This window comes from Pseudomonas sp. Marseille-QA0332 (assembly GCF_054950175.1).
Genome location: NZ_CM143106.1, coordinates 54,556 through 73,395 on the forward strand (window position 1 = coordinate 54,556; position 18,840 = coordinate 73,395).

Sequence of the window (18,840 nt, forward strand, 5' to 3'; positions counted from 1 at the left end):
TTTAGGCAGAGCGAGAGTGGATGTGAGCAAACGAGCCTTTAACTTCTGCGCAGGCCCTGCCGCGCTTCCCGACGCGGTACTGCAGCGTGCCCAGGCCGAAATGCTGGACTGGCAGGGCAAGGGCCTGTCGGTGATGGAAATGAGCCATCGCAGCGACGACTACGTGGCCATCGCCACCAAGGCTGAGCAGGACCTGCGCGATCTGCTCTCGATCCCGAACAACTACAAGGTGCTGTTCCTTCAGGGCGGCGCCAGCCAGCAGTTCGCCGAGATCCCGTTGAACCTGCTGCCTGAAGGCGGCACGGCCGACTACGTCGAGACCGGCATCTGGTCGAAGAAGGCCATCGACGAGGCGCGCCGCTTCGGCCACGTCAACGTCGCCGCCAGCGCCAAGCCCTACGACTACCTGGCCATCCCCGGGCAGAACGAGTGGCAACTGAGCAAGAACGCCGCCTACCTCCACTACGCCTCCAACGAGACCATCGGTGGCCTGCAGTTCGACTGGACGCCCCAGACCGATGACGTGCCGCTGGTGGTGGACATGTCTTCCGACATTCTCTCGCGGCCGATCGACGTCTCGCAGTACGGCCTGATCTACGCCGGCGCGCAGAAGAACATCGGCCCCAGCGGCCTGGTGGTGGTGATCGTCCGCGAGGACCTGCTCGGCCACGCCCGCAGCAGCTGCCCGACCATGCTCGACTACAAGATCTCCGCCGACAACGGCTCGATGTACAACACCCCGGCGACCTACTCCTGGTACCTTTCCGGGCTGGTCTTCGAGTGGCTCAAGGAGCAGGGCGGGGTCGAGGCCATGGAGCAGCGCAACCGTGCCAAGAAGGACCGCCTGTACGGCTTCATCGATGCCAGCGAGTTCTACAGCAACCCCATCAGCGCCAATGCCCGCTCCTGGATGAACGTACCGTTCCGCCTGGCCGACGAGCGCCTGGACAAGGCCTTCCTGGCCGGCGCCGACGCCCGCGGCCTGCTCAACCTCAAGGGTCATCGCTCGGTCGGCGGCATGCGTGCCTCGATCTACAACGCGCTGGGCCTGGACGCGGTCGAAGCGCTGGTGGCCTACATGGCCGAGTTCGAGAAGGAGCACGGCTGATGTCCGACCAGGAACTCAAGGCGCTGCGTGTACGCATCGACAGCCTCGACGAGAAGATCCTCGAGCTGATCAGCGAGCGTGCCCGTTGCGCCCAGGAAGTGGCACGGGTCAAGACCGCGACCCTGGCCGAAGGCGAGAAGCCGGTGTTCTACCGGCCCGAGCGCGAGGCCCAGGTGCTCAAGCGGGTGATGGAGCGCAACCGCGGCCCACTGGGCAACGAGGAAATGGCGCGGCTGTTCCGCGAGATCATGTCCTCCTGCCTGGCCCTCGAAGAGCCGCTGAAAATCGCCTACCTTGGCCCGGAAGGTACCTTCACCCAGGCCGCGGCGATGAAGCACTTCGGTCATGCGGTGATCAGCAAGCCGATGGCGGCGATCGACGAAGTGTTCCGCGAAGTGGCGGCCGGCGCCGTGAACTTCGGCGTGGTCCCGGTGGAAAACTCCACCGAAGGCGCGGTCAGCCACACGCTTGACAGTTTCCTCGAGCACGACATGGTGATCTGTGGCGAAGTCGAGCTGCGCATCCACCATCACCTGCTGGTGGGCGAGAACACCAAGACCGACAACATCACCCGCATCTATTCCCATGCCCAGTCCCTGGCCCAGTGCCGCAAGTGGCTGGACTCGCACTACCCGAACGTCGAGCGCGTGGCCGTCTCCAGCAACGCCGATGCCGCCAAGCGGGTCAAGGGCGAGTGGAACTCGGCGGCGATCGCCGGCGACATGGCCGCCAACCTGTACGGCCTGGCGCGCCTGGCCGAGAAGATCGAGGATCGTCCGGACAACTCGACGCGCTTCCTGATGATCGGCAACCAGGAAGTCCCGCCGACTGGCGACGACAAGACCTCGATCATCGTCTCCATGAGCAACAAGCCCGGCGCCTTGCATGAGCTGCTGGTGCCGTTCCACGAGAACGGCATCGACCTGACCCGCATCGAGACCCGGCCGTCGCGCAGCGGCAAGTGGACCTACGTGTTCTTCATCGATTTCGTCGGGCATCATCGCGATCCGCTGATCAAGGCGGTCCTGGAGCAGATCAGCCAGGAAGCGGTAGGGCTCAAGGTGCTGGGGTCGTATCCCAAGGCGGTGCTTTGATCGCTTGAATGGCGGAGGTGCTTTGGGGCCGCTGTGCGGCCCATCGCGGCGCAGGGGCCGCTCCTACAGGGCGATCGCGTACACAGTCAAAAAACGCGTCGCAAGCTTGACCTGTAGGAGCGGCCTCCGTGCCGCGATGGGCCGCAACGCGGCCCCAAACACCCACCCCGCAAAAACCCGCCGTACTACACAGGACCCACACTTGTGGTTGATGCAGTCACGAACACACCCACCCCGCCCATCGACCGCCTGGTGGTCATCGGCCTCGGCCTGATCGGCGGTTCTTTCGCCAAGGGCATCCGCCAGAGCGGCTTGTGCCGCGAAGTGGTCGGCGTCGACCTCGACCCACGCTCGCGGCAGCGGGCCGTCGAGCTGGGCGTGGTCGATCGCTGCGAGCAAGATCTGGCCCTGGCCTGCGTCGGTGCCGACGTGATCCAGCTCGCCGTACCGATCCTGGCCATGGAAAAACTCCTGGCCCTTCTGGCCACGCTCGATCTGGGTAGCGCCGTGCTGACCGATGTCGGCAGCGGCAAGGGCAGCGTGGTTCGCGCCGCCCGGCGCGTGCTAGGCAAGCATCTGTCGCGCTTCGTCCCCGGCCACCCGATCGCCGGTTCCGAGCAGAGTGGGGTAGAGGCAGCCAACGCCGAGCTGTTCCGACGCCACAAGGTCATCCTCACGCCGCTGGCCGAGACCGACCCGCAGGCCCTGGCCCTGGTGGATCGGTTGTGGCGGGCGCTGGATGCCGATGTCGAGCACATGGCGGTCGAGCGTCACGACGAAGTCCTGGCCGCCACCAGCCATCTGCCGCACCTGCTGGCCTTCGGCCTGGTCGATTCGTTGGCCAAGCGCGATGAAAATCTGGAAATCTTCCGCTACGCTGCCGGAGGCTTCCGTGACTTCACGCGGATCGCCGGCAGCGATCCAACCATGTGGCACGACATCTTCCTCGCCAACCGCGAAGCCGTGCTGCGCACACTCGATGCATTTCGCAGCGACCTCGACGCCTTGCGCGATGCGGTCGATGCAGGGGACGGGCACCAGTTGCTGGGTGTATTCACCCGCGCCCAGGTGGCCCGCGAGCATTTCAGCAAAATCCTGGCCCGTCGGGCCTATGTGGACGCTATGAACGCCAACGACCTGATTTTCCTGGCCCAACCTGGTGGCCGCCTGTCCGGACGGATCCGTGTGCCGGGCGACAAATCGATTTCCCATCGCTCGATCATGCTCGGCTCGCTGGCCGAGGGCACCACCGAAGTCGAAGGCTTCCTCGAAGGCGAGGACGCCCTGGCGACCTTGCAGGCCTTCCGCGACATGGGCGTGGTCATCGAAGGCCCGCACCACGGCCGGGTGACCATCCACGGTGTCGGCCTGCACGGCCTCAAGCCGCCGCCCGGCCCCATTTACCTGGGCAACTCCGGCACCTCCATGCGCCTGCTTTGCGGCCTGCTGGCCGCGCAGCCGTTCGACGTGACCATGACCGGCGATGCCTCGCTGTCCAAGCGCCCGATGAACCGCGTGGCCAATCCGCTGCGCGAGATGGGCGCAGTGGTCGAGACCGGCCCCGAAGGCCGCCCGCCGCTGACCATCCGGGGTGGCCAGAAGCTCAAGGCCCTGGACTACAAACTGCCGATGGCCAGTGCCCAGGTCAAATCCTGTCTGCTGCTGGCCGGCCTGTACGCCGAGGGCACCACCACCGTCACCGAGCCTGCGCCGACCCGCGACCATACCGAACGCATGCTGCGCGGCTTCGGCTACCCGGTGCACTCCGACGGCCCGGTCGCCTCGCTGAGCGCTGGCGGCCAGCTCACCGCGACCCGCATCGAAGTGCCCGCCGACATCTCTTCGGCGGCCTTCTTCCTGGTCGCCGCGTCCATCGCCGAAGGCTCGGAACTGGTCCTCGAGCACGTCGGCATCAACCCGACCCGCACCGGCGTGATCGATATCCTGCGTCTGATGGGTGGCGACATCACCCTGGAAAACCAGCGCGAAGTCGGCGGCGAACCGGTGGCCGACCTGCGCGTGCGCGGCGCCCGTCTCAAGGGCATCGAGATTCCCGAGGCGCTGGTGCCGCTGGCCATCGACGAGTTCCCGGTGCTGTTCGTCGCCGCTGCCTGCGCCGAGGGGCGCACCGTGCTGCGCGGTGCCGAGGAGCTGCGGGTCAAGGAATCCGACCGCATCCAGGTCATGGCCGACGGCCTGGTCAGTCTGGGCGTGAAGTGCGAGCCGACCCCGGACGGCATCATCATCGACGGCGGCCAGATCGGCGGCGGCGAGGTGCATGGCCACGGCGACCACCGCATCGCCATGGCCTTCAGCGTGGCCTCGCTGCGCGCCAGCGCACCGATCCGCATCCATGACTGCGCCAACGTCGCCACCTCGTTCCCCAACTTCCTGGCGCTGTGCGCCGAAGTCGGCATCCGCGTGGCCGAAGAGGGCAAGTCGTGAACAGCCAGGCGCCAGTGATCACCATCGACGGGCCGAGCGGTTCGGGCAAGGGTACCGTGGCCGGCCTGCTGGCCCGCGAGCTGGGCTGGAGGCTGCTGGACTCCGGCGCGCTCTATCGTCTGCTGGCGTTCAACGCCACCAATCATGGCGTGGCCTTGACCAACGAAGAGCTGCTCAAGGCCCTCGCCGCTCATCTGGACGTGCAGTTCATTGCGGCCGAACCCGGTAAGCTGCAGCAGATCATCCTCGAGGGCGAGGACGTCAGCCATGTGATCCGCACCGAGACCGTCGGTGCCGGCGCCTCCATGGTCGCCTCGCTGCCGGCGGTGCGCGAAGCCCTGCTGCAGCGCCAGCGGGCCTTCCGCGAAGCCCCCGGGCTGATCGCCGATGGCCGCGACATGGGCACGGTGGTGTTTCCCGACGCGCCACTGAAGGTCTTCCTGACCGCCAGTGCCGAGGAGCGGGCGCGCCGCCGTTACTTGCAGTTGAAGGCCAAGGGCGAAGATGTTAGTCTGTCGAGTCTGCTGGAAGAGATACGTGCGCGCGACGAGCGTGACACCCAGCGTGCGGTGGCCCCGCTCAAGCCGGCGGCCGACGCCATCCAGCTGGACTCCACCGAGTTGTCCATCGAGCAGGTGTTGCAACGGATCAGGAGCGAGCTCGCCGAGCGCGACCTTCTCTGATCGACAGAAAGGCAGGCAGGTTCACCAGTCAACGTCCTGCCGGCCTTTCTTTACATGAACGAAACCCACATTGTCTGGAGTGTGGCCGATGGGCGTATGTTTCGCCCGAATCTACAGGAATTAAAATGAGCGAAAGCTTTGCAGAACTCTTTGAAGAAAGCCTGAAAAACCTCAACCTTCAGCCAGGCGCGATCATCACCGGTATCGTCGTCGACATCGACGGTGACTGGGTTACCGTGCACGCCGGCCTGAAGTCCGAGGGCGTCATCCCGCTCGAGCAGTTCTACAACGAAGCTGGCGAGCTGACCATCAAGGTCGGTGACGAAGTTCACGTTGCGCTGGACGCGGTCGAAGACGGCTTTGGCGAAACCAAGCTGTCCCGTGAAAAAGCCAAGCGCGCCGAGTGCTGGATTGTTCTGGAAGCAGCTTTCGCCGCCGAGGAAGTCGTCAAGGGCGTTATCAACGGTAAGGTTAAGGGCGGCTTCACTGTCGACGTTAACGGCATCCGTGCGTTCCTGCCAGGCTCCCTGGTTGATGTCCGCCCAGTGCGCGACACCACCCACCTCGAAGGCAAAGAGCTGGAATTCAAGGTCATCAAGCTGGACCAGAAGCGCAACAACGTTGTCGTTTCCCGTCGCAGCGTCCTGGAAGCCGAAAACAGCGCCGAGCGCGAAGCGCTGCTGGAATCGCTGCAGGAAGGCCAGCAGGTCAAGGGTATCGTCAAGAACCTCACCGACTACGGTGCCTTCGTGGACCTGGGCGGCGTCGATGGCCTGCTGCACATCACCGACATGGCCTGGAAGCGTATCAAGCATCCGTCCGAGATCGTCAACGTTGGCGACGAGATCGACGTCAAGGTCCTGAAGTACGATCGCGAGCGTAACCGCGTTTCCCTGGGTCTGAAGCAACTGGGCGAAGACCCATGGGTTGCCATCAAGGCTCGTTACCCGGAAGGCACCCGCGTCATGGCGCGCGTCACCAACCTGACCGACTACGGCTGCTTCGCCGAGCTGGAAGAAGGCGTGGAAGGCCTGGTGCACGTTTCCGAAATGGACTGGACCAACAAGAACATCCACCCGTCGAAAGTCGTTCAGGTTGGCGACGAAGTGGAAGTCATGGTTCTGGACATCGACGAAGAGCGTCGTCGTATCTCCCTGGGCATCAAGCAGTGCAAGTCCAACCCATGGGAAGACTTCTCCGGCCAGTTCAACAAGGGTGACAAGATCTCCGGCACCATCAAGTCGATCACCGATTTCGGTATCTTCATTGGTCTGGAAGGCGGCATCGACGGCCTGGTCCATCTGTCCGACATCTCCTGGAACGAAGCTGGCGAAGAAGCCGTGCGTCGTTTCAAGAAGGGCGACGAGCTGGAAACCGTCATCCTGTCGGTCGACCCGGAGCGCGAGCGCATCTCCCTGGGCATCAAGCAGCTGGAAGACGATCCGTTCTCCAACTTCGTGTCCCTGAACGACAAGGGTGCCATCGTCAAGGGTACCGTCAAGGAAGTTGACGCCAAAGGCGCCATCGTTACCTTGGCCGACGACATCGAAGCTACTCTGAAGGCTTCCGAAATCAGCCGTGACCGCGTTGAAGACGCGCGTAACGTCCTGAAGGAAGGCGACGAGATCGAAGCCAAGATCATCAGCGTCGATCGCAAGAGCCGCGTCATCAGCCTGTCCATCAAGTCGAAGGACGATGCTGAAGAGCGCGAAGCCATCCAGAGCCTGAAATCGGCTCCGGAAAGCACTGGCGACACCACCATGGCCGCGCTGCTGCGCGAAGCGATGGCCAAGCAGAACTAAGTTCTGGTTGGAAGAAAAAGAGCGACTTCGGTCGCTCTTTTTTTTGGGTTCTGGAAAGTCGTCCTCCAGGCCACCCACGCCTACGGGGGCGTGCTTCCCGAGCCATTCGGTGGTGCTTGCGGGGCCAGAACTGGAGCGCCCCGTGCAACCCACCGATAGCGTCAGAAGCACAGCCCCACCCGGCGCGCCCAAAACTTAAAGTTCCCCAAAATCTGCGCAAACTTGAATTTTTTAATGAAGTCAAGCTTCACCCTGTTCAAATCTCCCATGACGTGCTACAAACAATTGAGCAATGATCTAGCTGCTTGATAACGAAGGGAAAAACATGACGAAGTCGGAGCTGATCGAACGGATTGTCACCCATCAGGGTTTGCTCTCGTCCAAGGACGTCGAGCTTGCCATCAAGACCATGCTTGAACAGATGTCACAGTGCCTGGCCACGGGTGATCGTATCGAGATCCGCGGTTTCGGCAGTTTTTCGCTGCACTATCGCGCGCCACGCGTTGGCCGTAATCCCAAGACCGGGCAGTCTGTCAGCCTCGAAGGCAAGTTCGTGCCACACTTCAAGCCCGGCAAGGAACTGCGTGACCGCGTGAACGAAGAAGAACACGAAGCGCAACGCTAGGCGCCCAAAGGAAAACACCGATGCATACCCTCAAACGCGCCATCACGGCGCTGCTGCTCCTGCTGCTGGCCGCAGTGGTCCTGTTCTTCGTGCTGGAAAACCAGCAGGGCGTTTCCCTGGTGATCTTCGGCTGGTCGTCGCCGCAGCTGCCGCTGGCCGTACCTGTCCTGGCAGCATTGATCATCGGCCTGGCGGTCGGCCCGCTGCTCGGTGCCTACGGCGTGCTGCGCTCGCGGCGGCGAATTCGCGCCTCGGCCCGCGAAGCTGCGCTGGCTGGCAAGTAACGTAGGAATTTTCCTTCGATAACGGACGGCATATCCGATTTCGGTCCGCCTTTCGCTCATGAGCTAATGACGCACTCATCTGCCATGGAGTGCGTACCGCATGCAGTATCCCAGTCTGTCCCATCACGGCGGCGCCGACACGGTCACCGGGTCCTGCCACCAGTTGCACCTCGACCATGCCAGCAGCCTGCTGATCGACTGCGGCCTGGAGCAGGAGGGGCAAGGCCAGCCAGGCGACACTGGCATTCCCTTCGCCATCGATGGTATCGAGGCGCTGGTACTCACCCATGTCCACCTCGACCATGTCGGCCGTATTCCCGCGCTCTTCGCCGCCGGCTACCGTGGCCCGATCTTCTGCAGCGAACCGTCGGCCAAACTGCTGCCGCTGGTATTGGAGGACGCTTACCGGCTGACCATCAGCGACCAGCCGCGGCATGTCGCGCGCTACCTGGCGTTTCTCGAAGAGCGCCTGGTGCCCCTGCCGTTCGACCACTGGCATGTGCTGGTCGACCGCCCCGGGCTGCACTGCCGCATACGCCTGCAACGGGCCGGCCACCTGCTCGGCTCGGCCTATGTCGAATGCGACGTTCGCCACGCCGCCGATGCCGACGCCGTCCGGGTGGTGTTCTCCGGTGACCTCGGCGCCCCCGGCAATCCGCTGCTGCGCAGTGCCCAGCCACCCGAGCGAGCCGATATCCTGGTGCTCGAAAGCACTTACGGTGACCGCCTGCACGGCGACCGCGACAACCGCCAGCACGACCTCGAGGCCGCGATCGATCGCGCCCTGGCCGACCACGGCACCATCCTCATCCCGGCCTTCAGCCTGGGGCGCACCCAGGAGCTGCTGTACGACCTGGAGGATATCCTGCATCGCAAGGCCCTGGCGCCGACAGGGCAGGGCGACCCCAGCGGCGACCCGCTGCAGGCCATCGACTGGTCGCAACTGCCGGTGATCCTCGACTCGCCACTGGCCCAGCGCATCACCCAAGCCTACCGCCAGCTGCACGCCCACTGGAACGCCGAAGCCGCCCAGCGCCTGGAGGACGGCCGCCAGCCACTGGGCTTTCGCCAGCTGATCGCCATCGACAGCCACGCCCGCCACCAACAGGTGGTCAACCACCTCAAGAGCACTGGCAAGCCGGCCATCGTCATCGCCGGCAATGGCATGTGCTCGGGTGGACGCATCGTCAACTACCTCAAGGCCATGCTCGAAGATCCACGCCACGAGATCATCTTCATCGGCTACCAGGCCAGGGGCACGCCGGGCGCGGTGATCCAGGCCAGCGCCGGGGCGGAGGGCTTCGTCCAGATCGACCTGGACGGGCAGATGCACGACATCCGTGCCAAGGTCATGACGGTGGGTGGCTACTCCGGGCATGCCGATCAAGATGGGTTGCTGGGCTTCGTCACCGGCATGCAGCGCTGGCCGTCGCGCATCAGGCTGGTTCACGGCGAGGCAAGGGCGCGGCAGGCGCTGGCGACAAGGCTGCGTCAGGCCTACGCGAAAAAAGCCTATGACCTGGAGATCGAATGAGTCTCGTGGCGGTCGAAGCGGGCGGCAGCGCAGCTTGCACGAGCAAGCCTCCCGAAAGGTTCTCTGATATTCTTGGGCTTCGCGGATTCTGGGGTATGCCTGCCTGTACGCTTTTACCTGAGCCCAGCAGCTGAATGACCAGCAAGGAATTTGAACGTTCAAGGTGCGAAGTGGCCCGTCGTTGCCGAAGTACTTTGCGTTTCATGACGCGCCATGCAAATGGCCAGCAGGATCGAAAGATATGGACTTGATACCCGTAATTTTGTCAGGTGGCGTGGGTAGCCGCTTGTGGCCCGTTTCACGAGAGGCTCACCCGAAGCCTTTCATGACGTTGCCTGACGGCCAGAACCTGATTCAAAAGACATTTCTCCGGGCCTCGAACCTCGCAGGTGTCTCCAAAGTCCTTACCGTCACCAACCGCGAACTGCTGTTCAAGACCGAAGACGAATACCGCGGCGTGCGTGCCGCGGGTCATGCCCAGGCATTCATTCTCGAACCGTTTGGTCGCAACACCGCTGCTGCGGTCGCCATGGCAGCCTTGCAGCTCCAGGATAGCCATGGCCTCGACGCGCACATGCTGGTGCTGCCCGCGGACCATCTGATCCAGGACGAACCTGCCTTCGCCACTGCCGTGGCCAAGGCTCTCGAACTGTCGGTCCAAGGCTGGCTGGTGACCTTCGGCATCAAGCCGCTATATCCGGAAACAGGCTTCGGCTACATCGAAGCAGGCCGCGAGGGCGAGCTGCAACATGGTCTCAAGGTGGCCCGCTTCGTCGAGAAGCCCAACCTGGCAGCGGCTGAGTCCTATGTGGCGGCAGGCAACTATTTCTGGAACTCCGGCATGTTCTGCTTTCGGGTCGGTACCGTTCTCGAGGAGTTCGAGAAACACTCGCCGGATGTGCTGCAGGCGTGCATCGAAGCCAAGCGTCAATCACGCCTGGCCGAAGCCGAAGGGTACAGCTGCCTGGCAATCGATTCGGCAAGTTTCAGCCAGGTTCCGGATATTTCCATCGACTATGCGCTCATGGAGCGCTCCGACCGGGTCGCAACCGTGCCTTGCGACATGGGTTGGAGCGACATCGGCTCGTGGAATGCCGTCAGCGAGCTCACGCCGGCCGATAGCGATGGCAATCGCTTCGAGGGCGAGGTCCTGGCCCACGGCTCGCGCAACAACTACGTCAACAGCGAAGACCGCCTGACCGCCCTGGTGGGCGTCGAGGACCTGCTGGTGATCGATACCGCCGACGCGGTGATGATCGCCCACAAGGACCACGCCCAGGACGTCAAGCACATCGTCGGCCAGCTCAAGCGCAAGGGCCACACCCTGCACCAGCTGCATCGCACGGTTCATCGTCCCTGGGGGACCTACACGATCCTGGAGAGTGGCGATCGCTTCAAGATCAAGCGCATCGTGGTCAAGCCCAGAGCGTCACTGTCGCTGCAGATGCACCACCATCGTAGCGAACACTGGATCGTCGTCAGCGGCATGGCCGTCGTGGTCAACGATGGCCAGGAACTGATGCTCAATACCAACGAGTCCACTTTCATCCGTGCTGGCCACAAGCATCGCCTGAGAAATCCAGGTGTCATCGACCTGGTACTGATAGAGGTACAGAGCGGCGAATACCTGGGTGAAGACGATATCGTCCGCTTCGAAGACAGCTATGGCCGCTGCGATGCATGAGCGCTGCTGCATTCGGCGCGCTCGCAGCGCAAGTTCAGGGCAGACGATGATAATCCCGACACGTAAAATATGGTCTTGGGCAAGCGAAGCAGTTCATGACATCCCGGCTGACTGACATGGATGCGAGGAGGGGCAACGGCGAGGACGTGAAAATGGCTGAAGGCTACCAAAGCGCTACGAGCCTGGTCGAACAAGCCGATATCGCTATATTGATGTGCACCTACAACGGTGAAGCGTTTCTACGGGAGCAGCTCGAGTCGTTCGCCAGCCAGACATGCGGCAGTTGGAAGCTGTATGTGTCCGATGACGGATCCACGGATGCCACGCGCCAGATACTGGCTCAATATCAGCAACGCTGGGGGGCGGAGCGCCTGCAGGTATTCGATGGTCCGGGCCAGGGCTTTGCGAAAAACTTCATTTCATTGCTCAAGCGGCCAGCGGTGAAGGGACGTTTCTATGCTTTCAGCGATCAGGACGATGTCTGGTTCAGTGACAAGCTGGAACGAAGTCTTGCCTGCCTGGTCACAACCCCGGCTGAAAAACCGGCGCTTTATTGCTCCCGAACCCAGCTTGTCGATAGCGCACGCAACGCAGCTGGCTATTCGCCGTTGTTTTCGAGGCCGCCGTCGTTCCGGAACGCCTTGGTACAAAGCCTGGCAGGTGCCAATACCATGCTCATCAATCAGGCAGCACGCGACGTGTTGATGCAGCTTCCGGAAGGCGCCAGCATCGTCGCCCACGATTGGCTTGCCTACATTTTGGTAACAGGGTGCGGTGGCACTGTCATCTATGATCCGCAGGCAAGCCTCGAGTATCGCCAGCATGGCGACAACCTCATCGGCGCCAACAACAGTTTGAAAGACCGGCTCAAGCGCCTGCGCAAAATGCTGTCAGGCCGCTTCGTGAAATGGAATGACGCCAATGTGCAGATCCTGCGGGCCATGGCTCCGCTGCTGACCCAAGAGAACCGCGCCATTCTGGCGGACTTCGAGTCTGGTAGGCGCGCGGGCCTCTCGTCCCGTCTGTGCGCGCTGCGTCGGTCAGGTGTGTATCGCCAGACCCTGGTAGGGAACCTCACGCTCGTGATCGCTGCATTTCTGGCCAGAATTTGAAACCAGGCATCGCCGGTTCAACGCGCCTGCCCCGCAGGCGCAGCATTTGTCGAGCTGTTCGCGGCGGCCTGCGCTGCCCGATCAGCATTTCGGAGATTGACATAACATGAAAGCAACAAAGCAAGACATTCCAGAAGTCATCCTCTTCGAGCCACAGGTCTTCGGTGATGACCGTGGATTCTTCTTCGAAAGCTTCAACCAGAAAGTGTTCGAGGAAGCGGCCGGACGCCCTGTGACGTTCGTCCAGGACAACCATTCCCGCTCCGTCAAAGGCGTGCTTCGCGGCCTGCATTATCAGATCCAGCAGCCACAAGGGAAGCTGGTACGGGTGGTGCACGGCGAGGTGTTCGACGTGGCCGTCGACCTGCGCCGAAGCTCCAGCACTTTCGGCAAATGGGTAGGCGTGCACCTGAGTGCTGAAAACAAGCGCCAGCTGTGGGTGCCTGAAGGCTTCGCCCATGGCTTCGTGGTGCTCTCGGAAAGCGCCGAATTCCTCTACAAGACCACCGATTACTACGCTCCCCAGTACGAGCGCAGCCTGGCGTGGAATGACCCGGCCATCGCCATCGAATGGCCATACCATGGTGAGCCCGCACTGTCGGCCAAAGACCAGAAGGCCAGCACCTTCCAGGATGCCGATACCTTCGCTTGAAACCAGTCTCGCGCAAGCCTAGCGCCGTCCCCCGACAGGACGGTCGCTTGCGTGGGCGTCCGCCATACGGACAGTTCGATTAACGCACCGAGGTAACTGGATGAATCCGCATTCGCAAGCTGCCATATCGCCGTGGGCGCTGGTCAGCAATCTTTGGCAATATCGCCGGTTGATCCTGCAGATGGCACGGCGAGAAGTGGTCGGCCGCTACAAGGGCTCCGTGATGGGGCTGTTGTGGTCGTTCCTGACGCCACTGTTCATGCTGGCGGTCTATACATTCGTTTTTTCCGTAGTGTTCAAGGCGCGCTGGACAACTTCTCCGGACGAAGGCAAAGGTGATTTCGCCATTCTGCTGTTCGCCGGCATGATCGTGCACGGCCTGTTCGCCGAAGTGTTGAACCGGGCGCCAAGCTTGATCCTGGCCAACGTCAACTACGTCAAGAAGGTCGTCTTCCCGCTGGAGATACTGCCCGTCATCTCCATGTGTACCGCGCTGTTCCATAGCGGCGTGAGTCTGTTGGTGCTGCTGTGTGCCATCATCATCGTCAATGGCGAATTCCACGCCACCATGCTGCTGGTGCCGCTGGTCGTGCTCCCCTACATCATTTTCGTGCAGGGGCTGGCCTGGATCCTGGCATCGCTGGGTGTCTATCTGCGCGACGTCGGGCAGACCATCGGCATCATCACCATGGTGATGCTGTTCCTGTCCCCGGTGTTCTTCCCGGTCAGTTCCCTGCCGGTGGAGATGCGCCCCCTGATGGAAGCCAACCCGCTGACCTTCATCATCGAACAGGTCCGGGAGGTCCTGATCTGGGGTCATCTTCCAGACTGGATGGGGTTGGGCCGCTATTCGCTCATGGCCCTGGTCACCGCCTGGCTAGGCTGCGCATGGTTCCAGAGAACAAGAAAGGGGTTCGCTGATGTCCTCTAACGCCTCGCACGATGCAGACGCAGCGATCGTCGTCAACGCCGTATCGAAGTGCTATCACATCTACAACAAGCCCCAGGACCGACTCAAGCAGTCGATCATGCCTCGCCTGCAGCGGACGCTGGGCATGCAGCCGAAAGCCTACAGCCGCGAATTCTGGGCGTTGAAGGACGTGTCCTTTACCCTCAGGAAAGGTGAAACGCTCGGCATCATCGGTCGTAACGGCTCGGGCAAGTCGACCTTGCTGCAATTGATCTGCGGCACGCTGAGCCCCAGCCAAGGCCATATCCAGACCTTCGGCCGGGTCGCGGCACTGTTGGAGCTGGGCGCCGGCTTCAACCCGGAATTCACCGGACGGGAAAACGTCTACCTCAGCGCGGCCTTCTATGGTCTGAGCAAAGAGCAGACCGACGCGCGATTCGACGATATCGTGGATTTCTCCGAAATCAGGGATTTCATCGATCAGCCGGTCAAGACCTATTCCAGCGGCATGTTCGTGCGTCTGGCCTTCGCCACCATCGCGCATGTCGATGCCGATATCCTGATCATCGACGAAGCATTGGCCGTTGGCGACGCGATCTTCACCCAGAAGTGCATGCGCTTCCTGCGCAAGTTCAAGGAAGAAAAGACCCTGCTGTTCGTCAGCCACGACAGCAAGTCCGTGATCGCCCTCTGCGACAAGGCGCTCTGGCTGTCCGACGGGCAGATGAAAGAGCTTGGCGAGGCCAAGCAGACCTGCGAGCACTACCTGAACTTCATTCTCGGGGCGACGCAGGACAAGCAACTTCAGGAACAGACCCAGGCGTCGTCCGCGGCCAAGAAGCTTCGTGAAATATGGGCCGGCGAGCATCGCTACGCCCCCGCCGGGCCTTCGAGCCTGTTCCAGCACAACCTCGAGGCGTCCGCGCAGACGGCCCCGCTCGGTGCCGAAATCAAGTACGTCAACGTCACCGCGGAAGACGGCAGCGATATCCGCGCGCTCAAGGGCGGCGAGGTGGTGACGCTGTCCATTCATGCGGTCGCCTACACCGTGCTCAAGCACCCGGTGCTGGGTTTCTACGTCAAGGACCGGCTCGGCCAGTTCCTGTTCGGCAGCAACACCCTGAGCATCGAAGATCGTGTGCCACCGATCGCGGAGCCTGGGCAGGAGATCAAGGCGCAGTTCACGTTCGCCATGCCGTGGCTGGCCAACGGCGACTATTCGATCCAGGCAGCCGTTGCCGATGGCACCCAGCAAGACCATACCTCGCACCATTGGGTCCACGACGCCATCATCTTCCATTCGAGCCACGACCCTTCGGCGTCAGGGCTGATCGGCATCCCCATGCTGGAAACGAAGCTCACTGTCGATAGCGAGACAGGTCTGTAGATGCACGCGTTCGTATACCCGCATGCCTGGTTCGTCTTGAAAGCTGCGGCAACGGACTCTTCGTTGTCGAGGCTTTCACCAGGAGGCATGATTCGCTCCCGACATTTCATGATGAAACATCCAATGCGCAGTCTGATTTCACCAACACTCGGCCGCCGGAGTCCAGAAAATTGACCAATTCACAAGAACGCCCACTGGAGGCCAGTGTGCTCGACACGTTGCGTGAAGAAAACGCCGCATTGCAGGGGAGCCGGAGCCACTTGCAAGCTCGGCTGATCGAGGCCGACAAGACGCGATATCGGCTCGAAGGCCAACTGGCGGATGCCGAGAACGTTCGGTACCAGTTGCAGGACCAGATGACGAGGGCGCTGGCCGACGCCGAAGCGGTCCGGCAGCAGATCGAGCACCAGGCAGCCGACACCCAGAGGGCGCTGGACAGCGCCTTGCAACAGCTGGAAGTGATCGACGCCCTGCGTGCCGAAGCGCTCGATGCGCGCGATCGGCTCGCCAAGGCCCAGGCCGAAATCGACAGCCTGCGGGCGGAGCTGGCGCAGAGCAACGAGCGGGCCAAGCGCGCCTCCGATGAGTTCGCAGGCATCATCCAGGCGATTCACCGATCCACCAGCTGGAAAACCACCGCGCCCCTGCGTCTGCTTTCGCGGGCGGTTCGCGGGCAGCGTCCGCTGGTCGCTGGCGGCCTGCGCGCTCGCGTGCTCGAGCAGCTCAAGCCGTTGTATTGGGCGCTGCCGCCCAAGTACCGTACCTCGGTGCTGGACTGGGGGTATCGCAACCTGGAGTTCGTGTTCCGTGGCAGCCCGCATTACGAAATGTGGAAGAACGGCACTCAGACACCCATCGAGGTCACCGACAGCACGCTGATCACGCTGGAGGGCGTCCTGCCGGCCGAGCAGGTAGAGGGCACCATCGCCATCCACCTGCACATGTATTACGACGACCTGGCTCCGGAGTTCGCCGGTTACCTGAGCAACATGCCCTTCGCCTACGACCTGTATGTGTCGGTGAAGGATGCCTCGGGTGAAGCGGCCTGCCGCGCCGCGTTCGACAAGCTGGAAAACTGCAAGGCGCAGACCTTCCAGGTCGTCAACAACCGGGGCCGGGACATCGCGCCGATGTTCTGCACCTTCGGTGAAGCGCTGCGTCGCTACGATTACCTGGCCCACCTGCACAGCAAGAAGTCGCTGTACAACGCAGGCGCCACCGAAGGCTGGCGTCAGTACCTGGCGGGCAACCTGCTCGGTAGCACGACCACCATCCGCCGGATCTTCACCCTGCTGGCAGGCGACAAGGGCATCGTCTATCCACAGAACTTCAAATCGGTGCCCTGCCAGGCCAACACCTGGCTGGCCAACAAGGGCATGGGCACCGCCTGGTGCGCACGCCTGGGTATCTCGCCGGTACCCCAGGGCTACTTCGATTTCCCGGCGGGCTCCATGTTCTGGGCCAGAGGCGACGCGCTGCGGCCGTTGTTCAACGCCAACATCACCATCGAGGATTTCATCGAGGAAGCGGGCCAGACCGACGGTACCTTCGCGCACTGCCTGGAGCGGCTGCTCGTGCTCAGCGCGCGCAAGCAGGGGCTGCAGGCCGGCATCATCAAGGACATGCAGAACCCGACCTGGTCTTCGTGGCGGCTCGATCAGCTGCTGGCGCGTCCTTTCGACTGGATGGTGGGGAATTTCGCCAATCCGGTGATCAAGTGCATCGGTTTCGATATCTTCGACACGCTCCTGGTACGTCCGCTCATTGATGCCGAGACCACCAAGCGCATCGTGGCCGCCAACTTGCCAGAACCCCTGGCGAAGCTGTTCGGCGAGTGCCGTGTCGCCGCGGAAGCCGAAGCGCGCAAGCACAAGGGCAAGGATGTCGACCTGCACGACATCTACCAGACCTTCCAGCAGCTCACCAAGCTGCCCGACGCCGACGTACAGACCATTCGCGAGCTCGAAGAGCAGATCGAATACCGCTCGCTGACCGCCCGCAGCGGTGGTGTCGAGCTGTTCGAGCAGGCCAAGGCGACCGGTAAGCCGGTGCTGTTGATGTCCGACATGTTCCTGCCCAAGTCGCTGATAGTCCAGGCGTTGAACGCCAACGGCATCCACGGCTGGACCGAGTTCTACCTGTCGAACGAAGTAGGCCTGCGCAAGGATACCGGGGCGCTCTATGACCATGTGCTGCAGGTCTACGGGCTGCAACCCAACGAGTTCATCATGGTTGGCGACAACGAGCGCTCCGACCTGCAGATCCCGTGCGACAAAGGCTGTGTCGGGTTGCACATCCTGCGTCCGACAGAGATGGCCAGGGGCATGCCGCGCTTGCGCCGCATCGTCGAGAAGTACGAGTTCGCCCATGACCTGAATGCCGAACTGACCCTGGGCCTGCTGTTCAGGCATAACTTCGCGGCGGTGTCCTACCCCGAGCTGAACGCCGGGTCGCTGTTCCATGCCACGCCCTACAACATCGGCTACAGCCTCGTGGGCCCCATGCTGACCGGCATGGCGCAATGGCTGATCGACAACGCCAAGCGCGACGAAGTGGGTGAGTTGCACTTCCTGGCGCGTGAAGGCCAACTGATGAAGGCCGTCTACGATGTCTGGGCCGAAGGCCTCGACAAGGCGCCCCCTTCCAGGTACCTGGTGGTTTCGCGCCGCACGTGCAGCGTGCCATTGCTCGAGACGCTGGACGACGTATTCGCCATCGCCAAGGGCGACTACTACGCCAACACGGCCTCCAGCTACCTGCTGGAGCGCTTCGGGCTGGAGCTGGACGACGCGACATGGCGCGAGCTGCAGGCGGGTACCGGCATCGGCAGGGAAACGACCGTGGAAGTGCGCAACGGCAACCTGGACACCCTGAAGCCGCTGCTCGAGAAGCTGGCCGGCACCATCTTCAAGCAGGCGCAAGTGGAGCGCGCCGGCTTGACGCGGTACCTGGACTCCATGGGGTTGATGGGAAGCCGGAAGCAGGCGGTCGTGGACGTTGGCTATGGGGCTACCATCCAGAACTACCTCTGCAAGCTGACTGGCCAGAACATCCATGGCTACTACCTGGCCACCGATGAGCGCTCGCTCAAGGTCTCCGAGCAACATGACGTCATCATTCGTGGCTGCATGATGCACAACGTCGAGCACAGCCTGGCGGCTCCGATCATGTACCTGCGCAGTTTCGAGCTGGAAAAGCTGCTCAGCTCCAGTGAAGGGCAGGTGGTCAAGTACACCACGGTCGAGGGTGGCCAGATCCAGGCCCAGCACCGCGAGCTGTCTACGCAGGAGCGCGCTGGCGACGCCTTCAGGGAAGCACTGCGCAATGGCGTGATTCAGTTCGCCAGGGATGCGGTGCAGGTTCGCCAGACGTTGCTGGCCAGCTTCGCGCCGTCATTGGAAATCAGCCGGGCCCTGGCAGACGAGTTCTTCGTCAAGCATTCGACCGACGAGTTGAAGTTGCTGGGCGACGTGATGCTGGATGACCACTACTGCGGTCGCGGTGTGGTTTGAGGCGCATG

14 protein-coding genes are annotated in these 18,840 nt (G+C 62.4%); all 14 read left to right on the plus strand.

Annotation, left to right across the window (positions count from 1 at the left end):
- Positions 1-22: 22 nt before the first annotated feature.
- Positions 23-1,108, plus strand: coding sequence for a 3-phosphoserine/phosphohydroxythreonine transaminase (serC, locus tag ACY8GK_RS00255; RefSeq protein ID WP_462401976.1), 1,086 nt, complete (start codon positions 23-25; stop codon positions 1,106-1,108).
- A complete protein-coding gene (gene pheA / locus ACY8GK_RS00260) occupies positions 1,108-2,202 on the plus strand; it encodes a prephenate dehydratase (RefSeq protein WP_462401977.1) in 1,095 nt (364 codons plus the stop codon). The genes serC and pheA overlap by 1 nt, the downstream gene beginning before the upstream one ends.
- 204 nt (positions 2,203-2,406) lie before the next feature.
- A complete protein-coding gene (locus tag ACY8GK_RS00265; RefSeq protein WP_462401978.1) occupies positions 2,407-4,647 on the plus strand; it encodes a bifunctional prephenate dehydrogenase/3-phosphoshikimate 1-carboxyvinyltransferase in 2,241 nt (746 codons plus the stop codon).
- Positions 4,644-5,330, plus strand: coding sequence for a (d)CMP kinase (cmk, locus tag ACY8GK_RS00270; RefSeq protein WP_196179656.1), 687 nt, complete (start codon positions 4,644-4,646; stop codon positions 5,328-5,330). Before ACY8GK_RS00265 ends, cmk begins: the two co-directional genes overlap by 4 nt.
- A 125-nt stretch (positions 5,331-5,455) precedes the next feature.
- Entirely contained in the window at positions 5,456-7,132 is a 1,677-nt protein-coding gene (gene rpsA, locus ACY8GK_RS00275; RefSeq protein ID WP_196179657.1) for a 30S ribosomal protein S1, read from the plus strand.
- 325 nt (positions 7,133-7,457) lie between these two features.
- A complete protein-coding gene (gene ihfB / locus ACY8GK_RS00280; RefSeq protein ID WP_196179658.1) occupies positions 7,458-7,757 on the plus strand; it encodes an integration host factor subunit beta in 300 nt (99 codons plus the stop codon).
- A 20-nt stretch (positions 7,758-7,777) separates the two neighbouring features.
- A complete protein-coding gene (locus ACY8GK_RS00285) occupies positions 7,778-8,041 on the plus strand; it encodes a lipopolysaccharide assembly protein LapA domain-containing protein (RefSeq protein ID WP_196179659.1) in 264 nt (87 codons plus the stop codon).
- 100 nt (positions 8,042-8,141) lie between these two features.
- Complete coding sequence (locus ACY8GK_RS00290) at positions 8,142-9,575, plus strand: MBL fold metallo-hydrolase RNA specificity domain-containing protein (RefSeq protein WP_462401979.1); 1,434 nt, start codon at positions 8,142-8,144, stop codon at positions 9,573-9,575.
- Positions 9,576-9,816: 241 nt separating this feature from the next.
- Positions 9,817-11,259, plus strand: coding sequence for a mannose-1-phosphate guanylyltransferase/mannose-6-phosphate isomerase (locus ACY8GK_RS00295; RefSeq protein ID WP_462401980.1), 1,443 nt, complete (start codon positions 9,817-9,819; stop codon positions 11,257-11,259).
- 152 nt (positions 11,260-11,411) lie between these two features.
- Positions 11,412-12,371 (plus strand): glycosyltransferase family 2 protein, encoded by a 960-nt coding sequence (locus ACY8GK_RS00300; protein WP_462401981.1) that lies wholly within the window; start codon positions 11,412-11,414, stop codon positions 12,369-12,371.
- A gap of 106 nt (positions 12,372-12,477) precedes the next feature.
- The gene (gene rfbC / locus ACY8GK_RS00305) at positions 12,478-13,023 is read left to right on the plus strand and encodes a dTDP-4-dehydrorhamnose 3,5-epimerase (RefSeq protein WP_462401982.1); all 546 of its coding nucleotides are present in this window, start codon (positions 12,478-12,480) and stop codon (positions 13,021-13,023) included.
- Positions 13,024-13,123: 100 nt separating this feature from the next.
- On the plus strand, positions 13,124-13,954 hold the full coding sequence (locus ACY8GK_RS00310; RefSeq protein ID WP_462401983.1) for an ABC transporter permease: 831 nt from the start codon (positions 13,124-13,126) through the stop codon (positions 13,952-13,954).
- Positions 13,944-15,320, plus strand: coding sequence for an ABC transporter ATP-binding protein (locus ACY8GK_RS00315; RefSeq protein WP_196179664.1), 1,377 nt, complete (start codon positions 13,944-13,946; stop codon positions 15,318-15,320). The genes ACY8GK_RS00310 and ACY8GK_RS00315 overlap by 11 nt, the downstream gene beginning before the upstream one ends.
- 170 nt (positions 15,321-15,490) lie before the next feature.
- Positions 15,491-18,832: a rhamnan synthesis F family protein gene (locus tag ACY8GK_RS00320; protein ID WP_462401984.1), complete on the plus strand. Its 3,342-nt coding sequence runs from the start codon at positions 15,491-15,493 to the stop codon at positions 18,830-18,832.
- The last annotated feature ends 8 nt before the right edge of the window (positions 18,833-18,840 follow it).